Origin of the sequence: Chitinophaga sp. CCNWYY40 (genome assembly GCF_037483205.1) — a bacterium.
Classification (GTDB): domain Bacteria; phylum Bacteroidota; class Bacteroidia; order Chitinophagales; family Chitinophagaceae; genus Chitinophaga; species Chitinophaga ginsengisegetis.
Window position 1 is genome coordinate 175,841 of the sequence record NZ_JBBHLF010000005.1, and the last position, 22,091, is coordinate 197,931.

17 protein-coding genes are annotated in these 22,091 nt (G+C 44.8%); 12 read left to right on the forward strand and 5 right to left on the reverse strand.

Annotated features, from left to right (window positions below):
• Positions 1 to 45: 45 nt before the first annotated feature.
• The 5 genes from V7S65_RS19735 to V7S65_RS19755 all read left to right on the forward strand — a co-directional run bounded on the left by V7S65_RS19735 (position 46) and on the right by V7S65_RS19755 (position 5,543).
• A complete protein-coding gene (locus V7S65_RS19735) occupies positions 46 to 1,437 on the forward strand; it encodes a cytochrome ubiquinol oxidase subunit I (RefSeq protein ID WP_079469774.1) in 1,392 nt (463 codons plus the stop codon).
• Positions 1,438 to 1,440: 3 nt separating this feature from the next.
• Positions 1,441 to 2,475, forward strand: coding sequence for a cytochrome d ubiquinol oxidase subunit II (gene cydB / locus V7S65_RS19740; protein ID WP_079469775.1), 1,035 nt, complete (start codon positions 1,441 to 1,443; stop codon positions 2,473 to 2,475).
• A gap of 268 nt (positions 2,476 to 2,743) precedes the next feature.
• Positions 2,744 to 3,706 (forward strand): helix-turn-helix transcriptional regulator, encoded by a 963-nt coding sequence (locus V7S65_RS19745; protein ID WP_336387837.1) that lies wholly within the window; start codon positions 2,744 to 2,746, stop codon positions 3,704 to 3,706.
• A gap of 75 nt (positions 3,707 to 3,781) precedes the next feature.
• Positions 3,782 to 4,813: a DJ-1/PfpI family protein gene (locus tag V7S65_RS19750; protein WP_336387836.1), complete on the forward strand. Its 1,032-nt coding sequence runs from the start codon at positions 3,782 to 3,784 to the stop codon at positions 4,811 to 4,813.
• 49 nt (positions 4,814 to 4,862) lie between these two features.
• On the forward strand, positions 4,863 to 5,543 hold the full coding sequence (locus V7S65_RS19755; RefSeq protein ID WP_336387835.1) for a GyrI-like domain-containing protein: 681 nt from the start codon (positions 4,863 to 4,865) through the stop codon (positions 5,541 to 5,543).
• Between the two features lie 35 nt (positions 5,544 to 5,578).
• Here the strand turns inward: V7S65_RS19755 and rnc are convergent, their stop codons facing one another.
• Genes rnc through V7S65_RS19770 form a run of 3 tightly spaced genes read right to left on the reverse strand, consistent with a single transcriptional unit; the run spans position 5,579 to position 7,822 of the window.
• Positions 5,579 to 6,298 (reverse strand): ribonuclease III, encoded by a 720-nt coding sequence (gene rnc, locus V7S65_RS19760; RefSeq protein WP_079469778.1) that lies wholly within the window; start codon positions 6,296 to 6,298, stop codon positions 5,579 to 5,581.
• Between the two features lie 10 nt (positions 6,299 to 6,308).
• A complete protein-coding gene (fabF, locus tag V7S65_RS19765; RefSeq protein WP_079469779.1) occupies positions 6,309 to 7,562 on the reverse strand; it encodes a beta-ketoacyl-ACP synthase II in 1,254 nt (417 codons plus the stop codon).
• Positions 7,563 to 7,585: 23 nt separating this feature from the next.
• Positions 7,586 to 7,822 (reverse strand): acyl carrier protein, encoded by a 237-nt coding sequence (locus V7S65_RS19770; RefSeq protein WP_012788038.1) that lies wholly within the window; start codon positions 7,820 to 7,822, stop codon positions 7,586 to 7,588.
• A gap of 450 nt (positions 7,823 to 8,272) precedes the next feature.
• On the opposite strand from V7S65_RS19770, the gene V7S65_RS19775 reads away from it, so the two are divergent.
• The 4 genes from V7S65_RS19775 to V7S65_RS19790 all read left to right on the forward strand — a co-directional run bounded on the left by V7S65_RS19775 (position 8,273) and on the right by V7S65_RS19790 (position 14,750).
• Complete coding sequence (locus V7S65_RS19775) at positions 8,273 to 9,361, forward strand: efflux RND transporter periplasmic adaptor subunit (protein ID WP_111577008.1); 1,089 nt, start codon at positions 8,273 to 8,275, stop codon at positions 9,359 to 9,361.
• A gap of 78 nt (positions 9,362 to 9,439) precedes the next feature.
• Positions 9,440 to 12,571: an efflux RND transporter permease subunit gene (locus tag V7S65_RS19780; RefSeq protein ID WP_079469781.1), complete on the forward strand. Its 3,132-nt coding sequence runs from the start codon at positions 9,440 to 9,442 to the stop codon at positions 12,569 to 12,571.
• Between the two features lie 78 nt (positions 12,572 to 12,649).
• Positions 12,650 to 13,939: a TolC family protein gene (locus V7S65_RS19785; RefSeq protein ID WP_336387834.1), complete on the forward strand. Its 1,290-nt coding sequence runs from the start codon at positions 12,650 to 12,652 to the stop codon at positions 13,937 to 13,939.
• 220 nt (positions 13,940 to 14,159) lie between these two features.
• A complete protein-coding gene (locus V7S65_RS19790) occupies positions 14,160 to 14,750 on the forward strand; it encodes a family 16 glycoside hydrolase (RefSeq protein WP_079469783.1) in 591 nt (196 codons plus the stop codon).
• A 78-nt stretch (positions 14,751 to 14,828) separates the two neighbouring features.
• On the opposite strand, the gene V7S65_RS19795 is transcribed toward V7S65_RS19790, so the two are convergent.
• Both V7S65_RS19795 and V7S65_RS19800 read right to left on the reverse strand, forming a co-directional pair.
• Positions 14,829 to 15,053, reverse strand: a complete 225-nt coding sequence (locus V7S65_RS19795) for a hypothetical protein (protein WP_336387833.1) — start codon at positions 15,051 to 15,053, stop codon at positions 14,829 to 14,831.
• Positions 15,054 to 15,077: 24 nt separating this feature from the next.
• Positions 15,078 to 15,728, reverse strand: coding sequence for a hypothetical protein (locus tag V7S65_RS19800; RefSeq protein ID WP_336387832.1), 651 nt, complete (start codon positions 15,726 to 15,728; stop codon positions 15,078 to 15,080).
• 459 nt (positions 15,729 to 16,187) lie between these two features.
• Here V7S65_RS19800 and V7S65_RS19805 point away from each other — a divergent pair, with 459 nt between their 5' ends.
• Genes V7S65_RS19805 through V7S65_RS19815 form a run of 3 tightly spaced genes read left to right on the forward strand, consistent with a single transcriptional unit; the run spans position 16,188 to position 22,084 of the window.
• Positions 16,188 to 18,011, forward strand: coding sequence for a type VI secretion system Vgr family protein (locus V7S65_RS19805; RefSeq protein ID WP_336387831.1), 1,824 nt, complete (start codon positions 16,188 to 16,190; stop codon positions 18,009 to 18,011).
• Between the two features lie 11 nt (positions 18,012 to 18,022).
• A complete protein-coding gene (locus V7S65_RS19810) occupies positions 18,023 to 18,208 on the forward strand; it encodes a hypothetical protein (protein WP_133256116.1) in 186 nt (61 codons plus the stop codon).
• Between the two features lie 15 nt (positions 18,209 to 18,223).
• On the forward strand, positions 18,224 to 22,084 hold the full coding sequence (locus V7S65_RS19815) for a PAAR-like protein (RefSeq protein ID WP_336387830.1): 3,861 nt from the start codon (positions 18,224 to 18,226) through the stop codon (positions 22,082 to 22,084).
• Positions 22,085 to 22,091: the final 7 nt, after the last annotated feature.

A 22,091-nucleotide genomic window follows, 5' to 3' on the forward strand; every position in this document is an offset into this window, starting at 1 on the left:
CATGGATATCTTCACCTGCTACCTTTGCATCAATAATCGAACATTATGCCTTCAGTAGAAATACTATCCAGAATACAGTTTGCGTTTACCATTGCCTTTCACTACATCTATCCTCCGCTGAGCATAGGGCTGGGCCTCTGTCTTGTGATCATGGAGGGCCTGTATCTTAAAACAGGTTTGTCGCTTTATAAAGACATTACGCGATTTTGGATTAAGATATTTGCGTTGATCTTCGGGATCGGTGTAGCCACCGGCATTGTAATGGAATTTGAATTTGGCACCAACTGGGCCACCTATTCGCATTACGTAGGTGACATTTTCGGAAGCGCCCTGGCAGCGGAAGGCATCTTCGCCTTTGCCATGGAATCTGCCTTCCTGGGGGTATTATTATTTGGCTGGAACCGTGTTCATAAAGGGGTTCACTTCTTTTCTACCTGCATGGTGGCGCTGGGTTCTATCTTTTCTGCATTGTGGATCGTTATTGCCAATTCCTGGCAGCAAACGCCAACAGGTTACCGTATAGAAGGACATGATCTGCAGGCACGCGCAGTAGTTACGGATTTCTGGGAAATGGTGTTTAACCCTTCTTCAGTAGACCGGTTTTCACATGTGATCATCGGTTCCTTTCTCGCAGGCTCTTTCCTGGTGATGAGCGTTGCCGCCTGGTACATCCTGAAAAACCGCTCTGCCAAACATGCACAAGCCATGTTTAAAGTAGGTTTGGGCGTAGCCGTAATAGCAGCACTGATGCAGCTTTTCACCGGTCACCGTTCCGCTCATTATGTGAGCAAATATCAACCCGCCAAACTGGCCGCTATGGAAGGCCATTACGATAGTTCTGCGGTAGCACCGATGTACATTGTGGGTTGGGTAGATAACAAAAATGAAAAGACAACCGGTATAAAAATACCCGGAGGACTTTCTTTCCTTACGCATGGCAGCTTTTCCGCCCCGGTAGAAGGGCTCAGGGCTACTCCCAAAGCAGACAGGCCCGGCGCAGTGAACTTTGTGTTCCAGATGTATCACATTATGATCTCTATCGGCATGATACTCATAGCGCTTACACTCCTGGCCGTTTTCCTTTTATGGAGAAAGAAGCTGTTTAACCAGCGCTGGCTGATGATCATATTTGCATGGGCAGTGCTGCTGCCGCAAATAGCCAACCAGGTTGGATGGTATGCCGCCGAAGTGGGCCGCCAGCCCTGGGTGGTGTACAAGCTGTTGCGTACATCCGATGCGCTGTCGCGTAAGGTAACGGCCGACCAGGTAATGTTTTCACTGATATTATTTACGCTGGTATATATGCTGCTGTTTACGTTGTTCATCTATTTACTAACCCGGAAAATACAGCATGGACCGGATGTTTCAGAGAATGCGGAAATTGAATACGACGGCTATTATCACGATAATATAACTTACCATCCTACTAAATTATAACTCATGGAAACAATTCTCGGACTGGACCTTCCCACCTGGTGGTTTTTAGTGATTGGCGGATTGATCACCGGTTATGGTGTGCTGGATGGCTTCGACCTGGGTGCCGGTGCTTTGCACCTGTTTTTTAAAAAAGAAGAAAGCCGGCGCCTGGTGCTGAATGCGATAGGACCGGTATGGGATGGGAACGAAGTATGGCTGGTAATTGCCGGTGGTGCATTGTTTGCCGGGTTCCCGCTGGTATACGGCGTGGTATTATCTACCTTCTATATTCCCTTTATGTTATTCCTCGTAGCCCTCATCTTCAGGGCTATTTCAATAGAATTCAGAAGTAAGGAAACCTGGCTGTGGTGGCGCAAAATGTGGGACATCAGTTATACTGTGTCCAGCACCGGCATCACGCTGTTGCTGGGACTGGTACTGGGCAACCTTATTCACGGCCTTCCGATTAATAAGGAACATGAATTTACCGGTACGCTGCTCACGTTTTTTAATCCTTATGCGATACTGATTGCTTTTACCACCTTGTCGCTGTTCATGCTGCATGGCTCTATTTACCTGGTGATGAAAACGGAAAACAGGCTGTACACCAGGCTCACAGTGATTGTGAACAACTGCAGCAAGTTCTTCATTCTCTGCTTTATTCTAACGTCAATGGCTACCCTTATTTATGTGCCGCACATGACCTTGCAGTTTAAGTCACATCCCCAGCTGTTCCTGTTGCCGATGCTGGCTGTGCTGATCTTGTTGAATATCAAAAGAAATGTAGATGCCCGCAGGTATTATACTGCTTTCCTCTATTCTTCCATTATCACGGCCTGCCTGCTCATCCTGTTTGCCGTAGGGTTATATCCCAATATTGTGATATCTACCACTGATCCGGCTTATAGCATCAGCATTTATGCAGCGGCGTCTTCTGTTAAGTCGTTGAAAATTATGCTGCTCATTGCAGCCATAGGTACCCCGATGGTAATTGGATATACTACTTTCTTATTCTGGACATTCCGGGGTAAAGTGAAGCTGAACGAAATGAGCTATTAGATATCAGAAAGGTTAACAGCCATTGACTAAAAAAACAGGTCCCCGCAAGAAATTGCAGGGACTTACCATTTAACCTATATTCTGTACTGTAGCATTGTGTTGATGATCTCCCGAAAGTCGCCAGTTGTCGTTTTCCCGGTATCCTATCTTTTATCAGGAGATTTGTATATTTAAGACCGCCTGCTTTGATAAAAGTTTAACCGGTTTAAAAAAATTTCTGAAAATAATTCCGGGAAGCCGAAATTAGTACCCAGAATTGATTCATTCCATGAACCGTATCGACCGGCTTACCGCCATTCTCATACAATTACAGGGTAAAAAAATAGTAAGGGCCTCCGAAATTGCCGACCGCTTTAACATCAGTTTAAGAACGGTATACCGGGATGTAAAAGCCCTGCAGGAAGCCGGCGTGCCTATTGGTGCGGAGGCTGGTACCGGCTATTACATCGTGGAAGGATATCACCTGCCCCCTGTAATGTTTTCCAAAGAAGAGGCGGCGGCACTCCTTACCGGGGAAAAACTGATGGAACAGTTCAGTGACCACAGCAACCGGAAACAGTTCAGCCTGGCAATGGAAAAAATCCGTTCCGTACTCCGTGGAACAGAAAAGGACTACCTCGAATCACTGGATGAAAACATCGCCGTACTGCGGTACCGCCCTATGGTCACGGACGCGGCCGAGTTCCCCAACCGGTTCCTCACTGACATTCAACAAGCCCTGGGCATGAACCAGGTGATCAGTATGGAATACTTTTCTTTCCAGGAAGAAGTGGCCACCCGCAGGGAAGTAGAGCCAATAGGCATTTTTCATAGCAGCGCCAACTGGCACCTGATCGCTTTCTGCCGGCTCCGGCAGGGTTACCGGGATTTCCGGGTAGACCGTATCCGCAAATTAACCGTGCTGCCGGCCACTTATAAGAAAAACAAACACCTCTCTTTGCAGGACTACCTGGAGCAACAGCGCAGCAGCCACAGCGAAAATACCTATCTCATTAAAATAGCGGTAGACAATGATCTGATGCGGTATGTAAGAGAGCAGAAGTACTACTATGGCCTTATGGAAGAAAAGGTAGTGGGCGATAAAACAGAGCTTACCTTCCTGCAATCCTCCCTGAATTATTTTGCCAGGTGGCTCATTATGTTTGGAAGCCGGGTGGAAGTGCTTCAGCCTGAAGAGCTCAAAACCGCTATCGGAGAGCTTGTAACAGAACTCCACGGACATTATTTATAAATTTTGGAATGCTGCTGACATAAGGTTGTCACTCCCTGGCTGTTCTTTTGTACTGTGATCAAAAACAATACAAATATGAATAAGCTCAGCAATTGCTATGTATTCCTCTTCGACGGCTACTCCGATTGGGAACCTGCCTTGACCATGTATGGCATAGGAAGCTTTACAGATACCAACATCGTTACCTTTTCGTTTACCGGCGAAACTGTTACTTCCGGCGGACATCTGAAGATACAGCCTCATACAAGTCTCGATGAGGCATTGAAAGCGGATATCGACCTGCTGATTCTTCCTGGTGGAGAGGCAATGGAAAATGGCTCCAATGCGGCAATCATTCCACTTGTTAAACAACTGCTGGCACAGCAAAAAACAATTGCAGCTATCTGCGGCGCCACCGTGCTGCTGGGGCAACACGGCTTCCTGGACAATATTGCCCATACCAGCAATCACCCCGAAGTATTAAAGCAACAGGCGCCCACTTATAAAGGCGCTGATAAATACCTGCATGAACCCGCAGTAGCTGATAAACAGATTATCACTGCCAGCGGCACCGCAATGATCGCATTTGCCAAAGCCATCTATCAGCATTTTAATTTACTGGAGATAGACCCCCTGAAGTTCTGGTTTGGCTTCTTTGATCATACAGCTGTTCTTCCGGAGATGTTATCCGCAGTGCCTTTCCATTTCTTCTATCAGCGCTACGAAACTAACTATGCCGGTATGCTGTCCCTCGTACGCACCGCTATTAAAGACGTATACCAGGAAGCCATCAATGCCGGGCTGGAAATATGCGGCGCTCCCGAATGGCACTACCGCAACTTCGACGGGAAACCGGATACGGTATTCACCCTGGATATCGGCCTCCCGGTAACAACAGTGAAACCTGTTTCAGCGCCGTGGCACTGCGAAACACTACCAGCCTTCAAATGTGTAAGCATGCACCACAAAGGCCCCTGGGAGCAGCTCATCACTACGTACGAACAGCTGTTTACAGGTATCGGTATGCTGGGCCTGCCCGTAACCGGCTACACGCGGGAACAATACCTGCGCTATAATTTTGAACAACCGTCGCAAAATATCACCAACATACAGATTGGTGTGCTTTAACCGGTATAAACATCCCCCGGTACTCCCGGTGGATTTTAACTCTTAAACAATGAAAGCCTATATCATCATGGGATGGCTGTTGCTCATCACCTTTGCTTTTGATATACAATTAACACTGAAAAATATGAGTAAACTGGATTTAACAAAGGAATTTAAACAGTACTATACCGCTGCTTTAGTACCTGAAGTGGTTACCATAGAAAAGGGACTGTTTGTAACTGTCACAGGTAAAGGTGATCCCAATGGTCCCCTGTTCGCTGAGGTAACTGCTGCCCTGTATGCAGTGGCATATGGCATTAAGTTCAGCAGCAAGCAAAAGGGCCGCGACTTTACCGTGAGCAAGCTGGAAGGCTTCTGGTGGGTAAATGGCGATTATGCAGATCCGCGGCAGGCGCCGCGTGATCAATGGAATTACGAACTGGCCATCAGGATGCCAGACTACATTACCCGTCAGCAATTTTCAGAAGCCGTGCTTGCTGCGGAGAAAAAGAAGAAGTCTGTTTTTATCAGGCAGGTGGATTTAAAACATATAGAAGAGGGACTGAGCGTACAGCTAATGCATATTGGTCCCTATAGTGAGGAGCCGGCATCGTTGAAAAAGATGGATGACTTCATGCAGCAGCAGGGATTGCGCATGAATGGGCGGCATCATGAAATTTATTTGTCTGACTTCCGGAAAACTGCGCCGGAAAAGCTGAAAACGATATTAAGACACCCGGTGAGTAAGTAGTTGATGAGGGGCAGAGCGCATCTTGCTAAAAACAGTTAGTCGGTTAACCCCAGCTGTATAATGGCTTGTTGTGCGGCGATCTGGCTGGCATCTTTTTTATTGAAGGCTTTGCCGCTGCAGATGAGTTCCCCGTCTACCACAGCGCCTACGGTGAAGATGCGCCGGCCGTTGTCCATCTGTTCTTCGAGGAGTTCGAATTCCAGCGTTTTACCATTTTTATTGGCCCAGCCGTATAATTTGTTTTTGTGGTTCATTTCCACGGTTTCCAGCAGTTCCATGTCTATATAAGGCATGATAATGCGTTTATGCACAAACTGTTGGGTTTTATTATAGCCGCGGTCGAGGTATACAGCACCTACGAGGGCTTCGAGGGTATTGCCGAATATCTGGCTTATTTTGAGAAAGCTGTTGTATTTGTCGTAGATGGTGAGCTTGCGTAAGCCCATCTTGATAGCGATATCGTTCAGTTGTTGCCGGTTAACGATCTTGGAGCGCATCTCTGTTAAATATCCTTCTGTTTTATAGGGATATTTTTTAAAGAGGTAGTCACCCACAATGGCGCCGAGAATAGCGTCACCGAGGTATTCCAGCCTTTCGTTGCTTTCCAGGAATTTTTCTTTACTGGAACGATGGCTCAGGGCCACTTCATAAAGGGCAAAGTTACCAGGCGGGAAGCCCAGCAGGTTGTGCAGCTCTTTATATAAGTGCCTTTTTTTGGAAACTAGTCGATATAAAAAACCTGGCAGTAAACTCACACAATCAAGATCAAGGAACAAATTTTTTGAAAATCACGGAAGCATTATGTCCGCCAAACCCAAAGGTGTTGGACAATGCAGCGTTTACTTCTCTCCTTTGTGCGATATTAAAAGTAAAATTCAGTTTCGGGTCTAACTGCGGGTCGTCAGTAAAGTGGTTGATCGTAGGAGGAACTATGCCATCGAGGATAGACATAATTACGGCTATGGATTCAACGGCGCCGGCAGCCCCGAGTAAGTGCCCTGTCATGGATTTTGTAGAGCTGATGTTCATTTTATAAGCATGCTCTTCAAAAACGCGCTGAATGGCTTTTACTTCGGCAATATCTCCCAACGGAGTGGAAGTACCGTGAACGTTGATGTAATCGATTTCGTTGGCCTGCATTTCGGCATCTGCCAAAGCGTTCCGCATTACATTTAAAGCGCCCAGTCCTTCCGGATGTGGAGCGGTGATGTGATATGCGTCTGCAGTAGCGCCGCCGCCGGCTAACTCTGCGTATATCCTGGCGCCTCTTTCCTGTGCGTGTTCTAACGACTCCAGTACCAATGCGCCAGCTCCTTCACCCATTACAAAACCATCGCGGTCAAGATCAAAGGGTCTGGAAGCAGTTTTTGGGTCTTCATTCCTTTCTGACAGGGCCTTCATGGCGTTGAAGCCGCCAACACAAGGCTCATTGATCACATTTTCCGATCCGCCGGTAATCACCATATCGGTTTTGCCGTAACGGATGCTGTACATTGCCTCAATAATGGCATTGGTAGCAGATGCGCAGGCTGATACAACGGAAAAATTAGGCCCCCTGAAACCGTGACGGATAGAAATATACCCGGCTGCGATATCAAGAATAAGCCTCGGAATTAGAAAAGGACTGAAGCGGGGCGTACCATCCCCTGTATGGAAATCTCTCAGCTCGTGACTGAAATTGATCATACCTCCAACACCAGTGCCCCATATCACCCCAACACGATCAGCATTGATCTTGTCTTTATTGATATTGGCGTCCAGTATCGCCTGATCTGCGGCAATTACAGCCGTCTGTGTAAAGGGGTCCATTTTACGGGCCTCTTTTTTGTCCAGGTAGTTAGCAGGATCAAAATTTTTCAGTTCGCAAGCAAAACGGGTTTTGAACTTGGAAGCATCAAATTGCTTGATATAATCCGCGCCGGATACACCGTTCGTCAATCCGTGCCAAAAATCGGCTACAGTATTGCCGAGCGGTGTAAGAGCGCCTAAACCTGTAACGACAACTCGTCTTGGTTGCATTAAAACAATTCTGATTAGTAGGATTATTTTACATGTTCTTCCAGGTAAGCAACTGCCTGGCCAACAGTAGTAATAGTTTCAGCTTGTTCGTCAGGAATGGAGATGTTGAATTCTTTTTCGAATTCCATAATCAGTTCTACCGTATCCAAAGAGTCAGCGCCTAAGTCATTGGTGAAGCTGGCTTCAGGAGTTACCTCGGCTTCGTCAACGCCCAATTTGTCAATGATGATCTTTTTAACTCTTGATGCAATGTCTGACATAATTTTAAGTGTTTTTGGTTTAAAACTTGACTGCAAAAATATAATTTTTATTGAATTGCCAACAGATAGCCCGAATTTTAAGGACGCTCTAACCGGGTCAATCCTACCAAACCCAATACAGTAAACATATTCATAGCTTTGTTAATAAAAGAATTTATATATTTTTGATACTGGTTGGATTACAGATTTGCATATTTTACCACAAAAGTCGCCTTTTTCGGGACAATTACGCCATTCTCTGAAATCCAAAACATATAAATCTTAAAATATCTCCATTCAACCGGCTATTTAGCCACTTATCTAAAGCATTAACGCTATTTAACAGTTGCCCGGAGCATTCAGCCTCCTCAATGCGTAAATTTGTCCGGCTTGTGAGATAGTATCCCTTTAGGAGCCTGTTTCTCTGTTATGAATCAGTAGCAAAAGTTAGAAAAACACATATAAAAAGATATGGCCATCACCAAAAAGACCGTTCGCACAATAGTTATATTGGCCGCAGCCGGTATCGTCATTTTCCTCGTTTATAAGAAAATAGCCGGCAACAAATCAGCCGGAGAGCCGGCTGCTGCCGCATCCGGCGCAAAAGGAGGCGCTTCCCGGCTACTGCTTACAGACGCCTGGATCGTTAAAACCTCCCGGCTCGATCAATCTATTGAAGCAAGCGGCACCTTGCAAAGCAATGAAGAAGTAGAGGTGAAACCGGAAATTAATGGCCGCATCATACACCTTTATTTTAAAGAAGGAACCACCGTAAGAAAAGGAGACCTCCTGGTTAAACTATATGATGAAGACCTCAGAGCACAGCTTCAGAAGCTTAAATTACAGCAACAACTGGCCAAAACAACCCTGGAACGCCAGGAAAACCTCCTTAAAATAAATGGTATCAGCCAGCAGGATGTGGATGTAACCCGCAACCAGGTGAGTGCCTACGGCGCTGATATGGAATATACCCAAACCCAGCTGCAGAAAACAGAACTACGCGCCCCCTTCAGCGGTAAACTCGGTTTACGTAACGTAAGCGAAGGCGCCATCGTGTCTTCCCTTACCATTATTACGACCCTCCAGCAGATAGATCCGCTGAAAATGGACTTCTCCGTGGCCGAGAAATACCGCAATGCCATTAAAAACGGTGACCAGGTGAACTTTTTAGTATCCGGTGATAATAAAGAATATAAAGGCAGCATTTATGCCATCGACCCTAAAATAGATCTTACCACCCGTACTGTAAAGCTCCGGGCTATCGTTCCTAATAATAACGGTATCCTCTTCCCCGGTTCTTTCGCCAAAGTAAAAATTCTGTTGAAAGACCTCCCGGATGCCATGCTGATACCGTCCCAGGCCGTTATTCCCGGTACCCGTGATAAAAAAGTAATTATCGCCGATAAAGGCCAGGCCAAGTTTGTAACAGTAGAAACAGGCATCAGAACCGAAAGCAGCGTACAAATCACCAGTGGCCTTCAACCTGGTGATACGGTTATTATCACTGGTATTCTCCAGCTGAAACCAGGCATGCAGTTGAAGTATAATAAGATACAATAATAGTTTTCCCAACGGCACCGTCCCCGGCAGTACCACTGCCAACAGGAAACCCGGCAGGAAAATCTGAAAATAATTATCATGAGTTTACCTTCATTATCTCTCAAACGCCCGGTATTTGCTATCGTGATGAATATCATTATCGTGATATTCGGCCTGGTGGGCTTTACTTTTCTGGGGGTAAGGGATTTCCCGGCGATCGATCCGCCTATCGTGAACGTGCGCACCTCCTATGCAGGCGCCAACTCCGATATCATCGAAACACAGATCACCGAACCATTGGAAAAACAAATCAATGGTATCGCAGGGATCAAAAATATTTCCTCCAGCAGCAGCCAGGGAAGCAGCAACATCACCGTGGAATTTGAACTGGGGCAAGACCTCGAAGGCGCTACCAACGACGTGCGTGATAAAGTATCACAGGCATTGCGCCAGCTGCCACCCGATATTGATGCCCCTCCCGTTGTATCCAAGCAGGACGCCAACTCCGATCCGATCATCTCCATGACGGTGCAGAGCAACACCCGCAACCAGCTGGAAGTAACGGAATACGCTTCCAACGTACTCCTGGAAAAACTGCAAACCATTCCCGGCGTTAGCGCCATACAGATATGGGGAGAAAAAAAATACGCCATGCGTATCTGGATGGACCCCGCCAGGTTATCGTCTTACAGTCTTACCCCCGGCGATGTACAGGCCGCCCTGTTACGCGAAAACGTGGAACTTCCTTCCGGTAAAATTGCCGGTAACGCCACCGACTTTACCGTGCGTACCTTCGGGCGGCTGGTATCTGAAGACGATTTCAACGGCCTGATCATCAAAAATGTAAACGGCAGCGAAATACGTATCCGTGACATCGGCCAGGCAGTGCTGGGACCCGAAAATGAAGAAACCGTACTGAAAGAATCAGGCAGCCCGATGATTGCACTCGCCCTCATCCCGCAGCCCGGCTCCAACTACGTAGCCATTGCAGAAGAATTCTATAAAAGATTTGAACAACTGAAAAAAGATATCCCGGAAGATTACTCCGTGAATATTGCAATGGATAACACCCGCTTCATCACACAATCCATCGATGAAGTAGAGGAAACCCTGATAGTAGCACTGGTACTCGTAATTATTATCGTATACCTGTTCTTCCGCGACTGGCTCATGGCGCTCCGTCCGCTGATAGACATCCCGGTATCTTTAATCGGCGCCTTCTTTATTATGTACGCCTGCGGCTTTACCATTAATATCCTCACCCTGCTGGCTATTGTACTGGCCACCGGCCTCGTGGTGGATGATGGTATTGTGGTAACGGAAAATATTTATAAGAAGATAGAACAGGGGATACCCCGTATGAGGGCGGCCCGCGAAGGATCTGAAGAAATATTCTTCGCTGTAATCGCTACGTCGATCACACTGGCCTTTGTATTCTTACCGATCATCTTCCTCCAGGGATTCGTGGGACAACTGTTCCGTGAGTTTGGTATCGTGGTGGCCGGCGCAGTAATCATCTCTGCCTTTGTATCACTCACGTTAACGCCTGTACTAAACGTTAAACTCGGACGTAAAACACATACCCACTCCTGGTTCTATACCAAAACAGAACCTTTCTTCCGCTGGATGGAAGATGGTTATAAACGCTCACTGGAATCGTTTATGCGTTTCCGTTGGGTAGCCGGGCTAATCATTACCGGCTGCCTGGTAATGATTTACTTCCTCTTTAAAACACTTCAGTCGGAACTGGCGCCACTGGAAGACCGCAGCACTTTCCGCCTGTCTATTACCACACCGGAAGGAACCGCGTTCGACTACATGGACAATTACGTGGATAAGCTTACCAAGTTCATGATGGATTCCATTCCTGAAAAGAAGATCATCCTCAGCGTAACCTCTCCCGGCTTCAGTGGCTCCGGTGCGGTAAACACCGCCTTTGCCAACGTGATGCTCACGGATCCGCATGATCGTACCCGCTCGCAGAAGGATATTGTGAATATGGTAAACCGGAGTATGAACAAATTTCCGGAGGGTAAAGTATTTGCCATTGAATCCCAAACAATCCAGGTGGGCCGCCGCGCCGGGTTACCCGTATCTTTTGTGCTGGAGCACATCAACTTCGACAGTCTTACCAAGGTATTGCCTAAGTTTATGGAAGAAGTAGGCAACAGCCCCGTATTCCAGGGAACGGATGTGGATCTGAAATTCAATAAACCGGAACTGCGCATACATATCAACCGCGATAAAGCAACACAACTTGGCGTTTCGGTACAGGATATCTCCTCCACCTTACAGCTGGCATTGAGTAACCTTCGTTATGGTTATTTTATCAGGAATGGTAAACAATACCAGGTAATGGGACAGGTGTTCCGCGCCGACCGTGATGATCCGATGGATCTGCAAAACCTTTATGTACGCAACTCCCGCGGTGAAGCCATACAGCTTGATAACGTGGTAAGTATTGAAGAAGAAACCAGTCCGCCGATCATTTATCACTTTAACCGTTACAAATCCGCTACCGTATCTGCCGGACTGGCGCCGGGCAGAACCATCGGCGATGGCATCAATGAAATGTACCGGATCTATAATAAACTGCAAAAGGAAACCGTGCTGAATGAATCGTTTAACACGGCTTTGTCCGGCTCTTCCCGCGACTATGCAGAAAGTGGCTCCAATACTATGTTTGCGTTAGGACTGGCACTAGTACTCATTTACCTGGTACTGGCCGCACAGTTTGAAAGCTGGGTAGATCCGCTGATCATCATGTTAACGGTGCCGCTGGCATTTGCAGGAGCATTATTGTCGTTATGGTTATTTAATCAAACCTGGAATATCTTTTCGCAGATCGGTGTAATTATGCTGATAGGATTGGTAACAAAGAATGGCATCCTGATCGTGGAATTTGCCAACCATCAGCGTGATACCGGGATGGCAAAAGCTGACGCTGTAATCCATGCGTCGTCGATGCGTTTGCGTCCTATCCTGATGACGAGTCTTGCCATGGCGCTGGGCGCGTTACCTATTGCGATGTCGCTCGGTGCAGCCGCCACCAGCCGTATTCCGCTGGGGATCGTTATTGTGGGTGGAATCATCTTCTCCCTGGTGTTAACTTTATTTGTAATCCCGGCGATGTATACTTTCCTGTCGCGCAGAGGCAAAAACAATAATACCGACGAGGAAGATGAAATGGAAAATGATGAGGAAGCACAGGTAGCAGCAGCACACGCCTGATTATAACAGATTTGAATGATCACGATTATGCTATTTATGATGAAAAATATAAAGAAGTGTTTTTTCTTACTCCTTTTAATGGTAAGCTCAGGTGCGTTAAAAGCACAGCAACAGGTACTTACCCTTGAACAGGCGATAGACGTGGCGCTGAAAAACAACTTCGATATCCGTTTAGCCAGAAATACAGCAGAGTTATCTGCTAACGACTACGCCTATGCGAATTTTGCATTTGTACCCCGCCTGAATGCCACAGCAGGGACTACCTGGAATAGTACTGCCACCAAACAGGAGTTTGTGAACGGCACCAAACGCGATACCAGCGGCATTAAGGGCAACAATCTCACCGGCAACGTAACCCTCAGCTGGACGTTGTTTGACGGTTTAAAAATGTTCGCCACCCGCAATAAAATAGCATCTATCCGCGACCTCGGCGAGCTGGCTATAAAAGACCAGGTGCAGAATTCTATCTCCACTATCATCGGCGGATACTATAACATTGTACAACAAAAGCAACAGTTGAAAGCCCTCGCGGAGCAGATGTCCATCTCCGAAGAACGGGTAAAATTATCTGACGCCAAATTCAGTACAGGGCTTGCGCCTAAAACAGATCTCCTGCAATCAAAAGTAGATCTGAATGCGCAGAAGGCATTATATATCCGCCAGCAAACGCTGATAGAGCAAAGCAAGTCGTTACTAAATCAGTTAATGGCGGTTCCCGCCGGCGCTACCGGTTACGACGTGGTAGATTCCATTCCGTTAAACAGTGGTCTTTCTTTTGCGGTGTTGCAACAAAATATTGCCAACAACAATACCGCTATTAAAGTACAACAACAGAACGTAAATGTTTCTGCACTCACGGTGAAGGAACGTAAAGCAGATTATTTCCCGGTAATATCCTTCAATTCAGGATATAATTATAACCGGAATACCTCCAATGCTGCGTCCAATGCTTTCAGTCCGCGGTTCAGCCGGAATGCGGTTTTTAACTACGGCTTTACTGCTGCTATTCCTATCTTCAATGGATTTAATGTAAAAAGACAGGTGCAAAATGCGCGGATAGACTTTGATTTCCAGAATATCACACTGGATAACGTAAAATCCCAGGTAGACCTCTCATTGAACAACGCATTCAAAGATTACGAATACTATAAAAAACAGGTATCGCTGGAAGAAGAAACAAACGATCTTGCGAGGGAAAATGCGATGGTAGCGTTAGAACGTTTCAAACAGGGCGTATCCACTATCCTTGAAGTAAAAATAGCGCAACAAAGCCTGGAAGATTCCTATTACCGGCTTATACAGGCGCGTTATAACACCAAACTTGCTGAAACGGAACTGGGCCGTTTGAATGGCGCATTGTTGCAATAATCTACTTTTTTTATATCTGAAGCGGATAAGTCAGGGAGATGTATCCCGCTTATCCGCTTCTTTTTTTAATCCTATCGCCAACTGTACGGGCATGAACAACCATTTGTATCATTAACGAACATATTTAATAATAGAAAATATAAAAAATACTACCACTCAAAGTCAATCTATCCGGCATGGTTTTGCAAACATCTCTTGCGGATTATAAAACAGGATACACATGTTACGTTATGTTATGCTCACTTTAAGTGGTATTATCGGCTTCGCCCACATATGCGCAGCACAGGAATTACAGGCGGTAAACCGCACTGTAAGCGGTGACGCTGTTATTCATTTGAATGAAGCGCCGGGCGCAGGAATAGCCTGGATTAAAAATAAACAATTTGCCAATGGCACTATTGAGTTTGATGTGAAAGGGAAAAATGTTTTACAGCAAAGTTTTGTAGGCATTGCTTTCCACGGCGTAAACGATTCCACTTATGACGCTATTTATTTCAGGCCCTTTAACTTCCAGGTTCCGGAAGCCGGCAGGAGAAGTCATGCTGTACAATATATTTCGCTTCCTGCAAACGACTGGCCGTTTCTAAGAGAACAATATCCCGGAAAATATGAGCATGAGGTAAACCCGTCTACAGATCCCAACAAATGGTTTCATGTAAAAATAGTAGTAACGGATACGGAGGCAACTGCCTATCTGAACGGCGACAGATGCTTAACAGTTACATTACTCAGCAAGCAAAAAAACGGGATGATAGGGTACTGGGTTGGCAATAACTCCGGCGGCGACTGGAAGAATCTAACAATAAACTAAGACTGTTGATTGATAAGTTAGAAGTCAGGGCTTTGAGAACGCGGGTTCTTAAAGCCTTTTTATTTGAGGGTTTATATCTCAGTTACATAGAAAAGTGCGCAGCTTGGTTTCCACATAAATTCCTTCTGAAAAAGTGTCTACGGGATATACTACTTCCATCTCTGTATAAGCATCCTGGGGTATACAAAGATGGAGAATATTAAGTCTTACCAGGAGTTCATGAGCCGCATCAGCATCACGGCTAACAAGCTCCTGCTGTTCTTTAAGGATCTGTAGCATCTCCTGGTAATCTCTGTCAGTCATCTTATAAATTTATCAGTTAAAAGATCAAACCTCCTCAAGTTGTTCAGCATTATTGTCCTTTAATGGAACGTGTCCCTGCCAGTATACATCCTTGATAGGGTTAAAGTAGCCTTTGATACAATTTGGGTTACGAATACAGATCTGTATGTGATTCTTGTTCTTAAACCCTGCATTAGGATACAGCTCATCACCCTCCATAAAAACGCTTCTGACAGAATCATAAGGCAATAAATTTTTCATTTGCCTGTCGATATGCAGATTCTCAATTACTGCACAATCGAGATTCCTTAACAATAAATCCTGCGATCCCTTTGCATGCATATTCACAGGCAGCGTTTTTTTGTCATTCACAACAGCTTTAAACAATGCGTGATAAGACTCCCGTACAAGATTCAAACAAGTTGTATCCAGAAGATCAAGACAGAATTTCAAATCAATCACGGCTCCCAATACCGCCGGCGACCGGATCACTTTATTTCCCGGAGGATTGCATGCGTAATCGTATGCCCGTTCATAACTATTCTCCCAGAAATAGCATCCGCTTCCCAGCCAATCGTATGGTTTACTGCTGGGACTCATTCTAATACTTCCTGTTACCAATGCGTCTCTTACTTTTTCTTCACAACCGTGAAAACCAAGCACCAATCCGGGTCGTGTTGCGTGAATCATTTCCATGATAGATTAACATGAACAATAAATCATAGAACAAGATTACACTGAATGATTAGATCAGCTTAATCCTGCTCCCTGCAACATACATTTACTACGGATGGAACACCTGTTGTTGTGAAAGTATTGCCGGATAACAAACCAACTAACAACATAAAAGAAAACATCAGTCCACAATTTATTTCTTTTCAGATAAAAATAAACACAGTCAAAAAAATATTTTTATTTTCTTTCAAAAATAAAAATACAATGAAACACAATATTGATAAGCATTATATCACAATGACATAAAATTTTAACTATTAAAAACGATATGATAAAAATAATTTTTAGGTAGGAATCTTAATTATTTTTTCATCAATTAAAATTAATTACATAATTTAGTTTTCACGTTTGTTATCAGCTAATAACTTCAAGTTAACTCCTCACCAAAACATATCCTCAACTCTTTCAATTCACTTAGTCATGGCACTGTATACCACAACAACCATATCAATTGGCGAACAACAATTCAGTCAGTTTCAGTTTTTACACCTGAAACAATACATGAGGCAACATCATGAATTTGAGATAGGCATAGGATACGATTGGCTATCTCAGTATGGATCAAATGCTGTTGCAGCGGGCAGATCATTACTGGGAAAAGAAATCAGCATATGTATCCGGCCCGTTGAAGTGGATGGAATGTTTATCCCGTTGTTATTTAACGGGATCATTACCGGCATCAATGCAGGAAAAGAAAATAATGGTAATGCAGGTAGTTGTATACTTCATGGCAACAGTCCCACAATACTACTTTCCGGTAGTCCACATATACAATCTTATGAGCAGCTGGCCTTATCATCCATTGTAAACACCGTTATAAAAAATTGTTACCCCTTTGCCCTGCCTCCACAGGTGAACCCCGCTTTTACACAACCGCTGAAGTATATTGTACAATACAAAGAAACAGGATTTGATTTTCTCCACCGGCTTTCCCAACGCTATGGAGAACACTTCTTTTATAACGGGCAGCAAATTTTCTTTGGTCAGTACAGTCCTCAAAAAAACAATCTGGTGCATCAGAAAGATCTGATCGATTTTCAGCTGGAATACAAAATTATACCCATCCATCAAACGTTTCAAGCGTATGAGTACAGGTTACATAGGATCCTGGAAGAAGACAGTCGTGAGATAGCTTTCAGCAACATCAACCACCACTCGCATCAGGTACAATCATTAAGCGAAAAACTGTATCCGTATAAAAACAGTTATAAAGTTCCATATGTATTTGGCAGTAATGCTGCTGCAGAACTTTCTGCACTTACACGCCATTTTTACAAAGGACGAATAGCCGGTCTGGTTTCCATAAAAGGCAGTAGCCGGAATACCGGTTTGCGTATAGGAGATATAGTTAGTATACAGGAAGATCTATCTAACCGGGAAGATTATGGTGAATTTGTGCTTACGATGCTGGAACACCACTGCAACGGAAACGGCGACTATTACAATACGTTCGAAGGCATTCCTGCTGATATAACGGCACCCGTTATGAACCTGGAGAACATTCCCCGTTGCGAAGCCCAAAGCGCCATTGTAACCGATAACCATGATCCCAAAGGACTTGGGCGTGTCCGGGTAAAATTTGTCTGGCAGCAGGGAAGCTCACCCTGGATCAGGCTTCATCAGCCACATGGTGGCGCCAACAAAGGGTTCTATTTTATTCCTGAAATAAATGAAGAGGTATGGGTGGATTTCGAAGGCGGCAATCCAGAAGCACCTTACGTTACCGGTTGCGCCTATAATGGGAAAGCAGCTCCCGGACTCGGAGATCCGATGAATAATATCAAAGCGATTAAAACCCGTAGTGGTCACATGATTCGCCTCGACGATACAGATGGCGATGAAAATATTATCATCACCGATAAAGGCGGCAATACCATCATGATGGATACCAGGAGCCAGAACATTTCGCTTTCAGCACCGGAAAAAATAAATATAACTGCCAAAAATATCCGCATTAATGCTATTGAAAATGTCAGTATCAATGCCGGAAATAACATCAACCACTCTGCCGGCATGGACATACTTCAACAAGCCGGCAACTGTCTCTATCAATATACAGTGAACGATTATCACCTGACAGCAACCAATATCACCAAGATGGCACGGGAAAATATAAATGTGCAAGCACGGGAAATAGATAAGCATGCAGAAGAAATAAACATCGACAGCTCAAAAGAAAATATGCAGATCAGTTCAGGAAAATCTGTCAATATAAAAAGTACAGAGAAGTCAAAATTATTCTAAAACACCAACACATGCGTAATAACCCCGCAGGATGCGTGCTGATCACCTGCAAAAAATACATAGAAACCGGAAAAAGTATCCGCTGGCATAGTTCCGGAGATCTGTTTCTTCATTCCGGTAAATCTGTAGTCATCAATGGCAAACAGAAAGGTATAAAATTTCATAAAGCCGCCGTCATTCATAATCCTGAAAAATAAAACTGTATTAAAAAGATGGCAGACCAACACTTTGTAGTACAGGGAGCTTTATGCAAATGTAGTTTTGGAAGTACTCCCGCTAAAATACAGGTTTCCACAGGCGCCGAATACATGAATGATGCAAGCGGGAATTCCAAACCGGTTGCCGGCTCCAACGAAACAGGAAACCCGTTTATACCCGGTACATTTGGTGCATGCACACTAACGCGCAAGCCCTGCATTCCGAATATTACCCAATGGCGGAACGTATTGCCTGGCATTACACTTTCCAATGGTGGAAAAATACTAACGGAAAACAGTACCGCTGTCTGTACTGTATCAGGAAGTTCCTCTGTTTGCATTATCCATCACGGACAAACAGCTTTCGTTACTCATCACAGCGTTTCTGAAAGTGAATATACTGCTGCACCGGCACTAAATCCGTTAGCTGCCACCCGGCCGAAGCGCAGGGAGTTTCCTGCCCTACGTGCAATTACTTTACATATTGAGAAGCGCAACCCTCCGGCGGATTTTAATAGTGAGAAGGAGGATAACATTCCCGTCAGGATCAATGAGCCTTTATTATTTGAGGTTGAAAGCTACTATAATTGTAGCTCTCCGGACGAATCAGCGGTACAATGGAAAATATTCAATCATCACGATTATAGCAGCAGCATTGCATCATTCGAATCATCCGGTTCCCGGTTACCATTCTCATTTAGTGCCAGCGGCAATTACCGGGTACTGGCCTTCGGAAAGGAGCAAACAGATAGCATCGCTTACATAGATATACATGTGGATAACAACACACTTAAAGAGAAATTCATTATTAATGGAATGTCTCATAAATCCGGCCGTCTGCAGAGTGGGATTCCGGTTTGTGCAGAAGCAGTATACAAGATAACTCCTCCAACCGAGGCAGAAAGAGAGCTGGTGTCTATGCGGGTAACTGATAATAGCAAAAACACAATTGCCATATCTGATAGTGACAAAATCTGGTTCACACCCACCAATGCCTCTGCCACTTATATTGTTTCCGCCACCATGTACAGTGAGATACATTCACAGGTAGTCAGCAAAGAAATCCAAACCCCAAACAGCGGTGCCATATCGGTGATCAACCGGGCCTCAGTACATGTAGTGAGGCCCCGTACAAACATGCATTTTCAGGTATCAGAAATGATGCGTACCATACCACAGCCTGTACCTGTAACGGCTATCCGATGGCTCCTAAACGGCAGTCCCATAGGCACAGGGCCGGCCATCACAGTCAATGGCGACATTCATCTTATTGTTCCCGGAAAGTATACGATAGAAGTATCCGTGAGCATTGCGGAAAAAGAGGGTATTAGTAATCAACATGCCGCCTGGCACTTTGAAGTAAAAAATAATGAAATATTAAAGATACTCGTCCAGAATGGGAGTACGAACTGGATTATCGGAAAGTATTATACCCTTTCTGCGCAAACACTAATGGAGTATGATGAAACATTGGATGGGCCTGTTCTCTGGAATCCTTATGGAGCTCATTCCAATACAGTATCAGATGCCTTTGCTTCACAGGAGGGCGGATTCATTATCAGTGCGCGCTTGGGTAATTCTCAAAAAACGCTCCCGGTAAATGCAGTAAAAGCAAAGATTATCCGCTGGTGTTTTACGGATGAACAATTAATTTATAAATCGTACGCAGGTTGGCGGGAGGTAGTGCGGGCAGTTATCAGCAGTCGGGAAGCGGCAAACGAAAACATACCCCTTCATCTGTTACAGATAAATCCGGCGAATTGTATTCATCATGTAAAGGATCTTGGAATAGTAACTTTCAATGCCGAAGGGCAGGTACAACTCGATATCAGCACAAAAAGTCTGAAGCCACTGTTAACTAACACCGGTTTTGAATGGGATACATTCCGCCTGTTGTTTGCAATACCTATATCAACCAACTGCATCCGGTTTGCTGATATGAAAACGATTACCTGCGATGGAACTCAATATTGGGTACCGCAAATGCAAAGTAATAAGCGTATGCAGGAAAAAGGAACGTACCTGGAACTCAATATAAAACGGCGTGTAGTAGCTGTACACTTTTACGACCAGCAGCATCATCCTGCTTATAAAGTTTATAAGTACGGCCAGCAGTTCAGCATGCACGTACAAACTACCAATCTTACAGGAGAAGAATTAATTTTTGAGATATGGGAAAACAGGTATCAGACAAAAGATAAGTACTGCTTCAGCGGTAAACTTTATATAAATGAATATGGAACAGCAGACGCAGAGATAGACTCAAACCGGCTGAAAGCAGGAAGCATCCTGGAAGATAGCTTTCTCCGCTGCTTCTATGTAGTGATAAAGTCTCCTTCAGATAAGTACTTCTATCCACATGAAATAGCAGATAAAAATATCCTGAACCCGGACAATATCAGTTACTATCAGCATATAAAACTATCAAACTGGTTTGACAAACTGCTCAACAGGCACTCCAGGAAAAATGCCCCGGTAGTGCTGGGCGAGCAACTGGCAACAAATGAGCCTGATATCCAATGCCCGGCATGTAATGAGACGGTTACTACTGAACAACTGGCTAAAATATTCACCCACGCAACCATGCCCGCATTACAGACGGCAGCTGCCACCTACAACAGTTTTATGGAACAAACCGGGATGAACACCTGTTGGAATAAGGCACACTTTTTTGCACAGGTAGCCATTGAAAGCGGCGGATCTCTGAACATCAAAGAAGGAGAAAGCTTCAATTGGTATTGGGAAGACCTGGATAAAAATTTCCCACCTTTCAGAACAGCAGCAGGTAAAATAAAGGCGAAAGCATGGGGCAGAGCAGTGAGAAAACCGGCTCATCCCGGCGTAACGAAGGAAAACCAACAACATATTGCTGATTATGTATACGGCCCCGATTCCGTAAAGGGGAAGACGTTAGGAAATATACAAAAAGGAGATGGATGGAAGTTCCGCGGACGGGGACTTATCCAGCTTACCGGCCGGGCAGCTTATGCTTACGCAAACAATTTTACGCAGAAAGAAAAGGCTGAGATCCTTCTCCATCCGGACCTGGTGGCTACGGATATAAAAATAGCCGTACTCTCTTCAATGGCTTTCTGGAAGTGGAAAGGACTGCATCTCGCTGCTAACGGTAATACAGAAGTAACCACCAAAATAAGCAGGGTGGTGGGATTGGATGCAGTTTCAAATGGTAAAAGCTCACATGCAGAAAAGAAGCATTTCTTTGACACAAATTCATCTGTTTTATTCCGGGTAAACAACTGCCGGCATAGGAAAATATCCAGTGGTGCATTGAACAGGTACATTGTTAAAATAGATACTTTCAGTTACACAATGGTAGAACAAAATGCCACTTCCCATCAATATAAGTACGACCTGTACAACGCCGGTACGCTTGTTAAAACATTCCTGTTGCACAAAAATAGAAACGGCCTGTTGCCATTCCCGGAAACTGGCCCCAACTGGGGAAGATATGGCACCAGGGACGGGGGCGATGATAATTATATAGCGCCTGGTATTGCTGCAGCCTTATTTGGTTTTTTCTATTCATTGCCGGGAAACGGCTATAAGGACAAGCTATATTTTAATGATATCTCTGCCGGGGATAAAAGGAATATAGGACATAAGGGACATATAAATGGTAATGATATCGACATCAGATATCCCGGGAGTTCAAACAGGAAAGGAGCGGTATTGTGGACGGAGGCAAAGCAGGCATATGGTAGTGAAAGAGAGTTTTTGAAAGTGTTGGAGAACATACTTAAAATAGCCGGGAGATGGGGATTTAAAAAGAATTACGCGTATAAGACAGGAATTAAAAACACCACAGGCATGTCTACAGATATTCACAAAAATCATTTTCACATAGGTCTCCGATAATCAACAC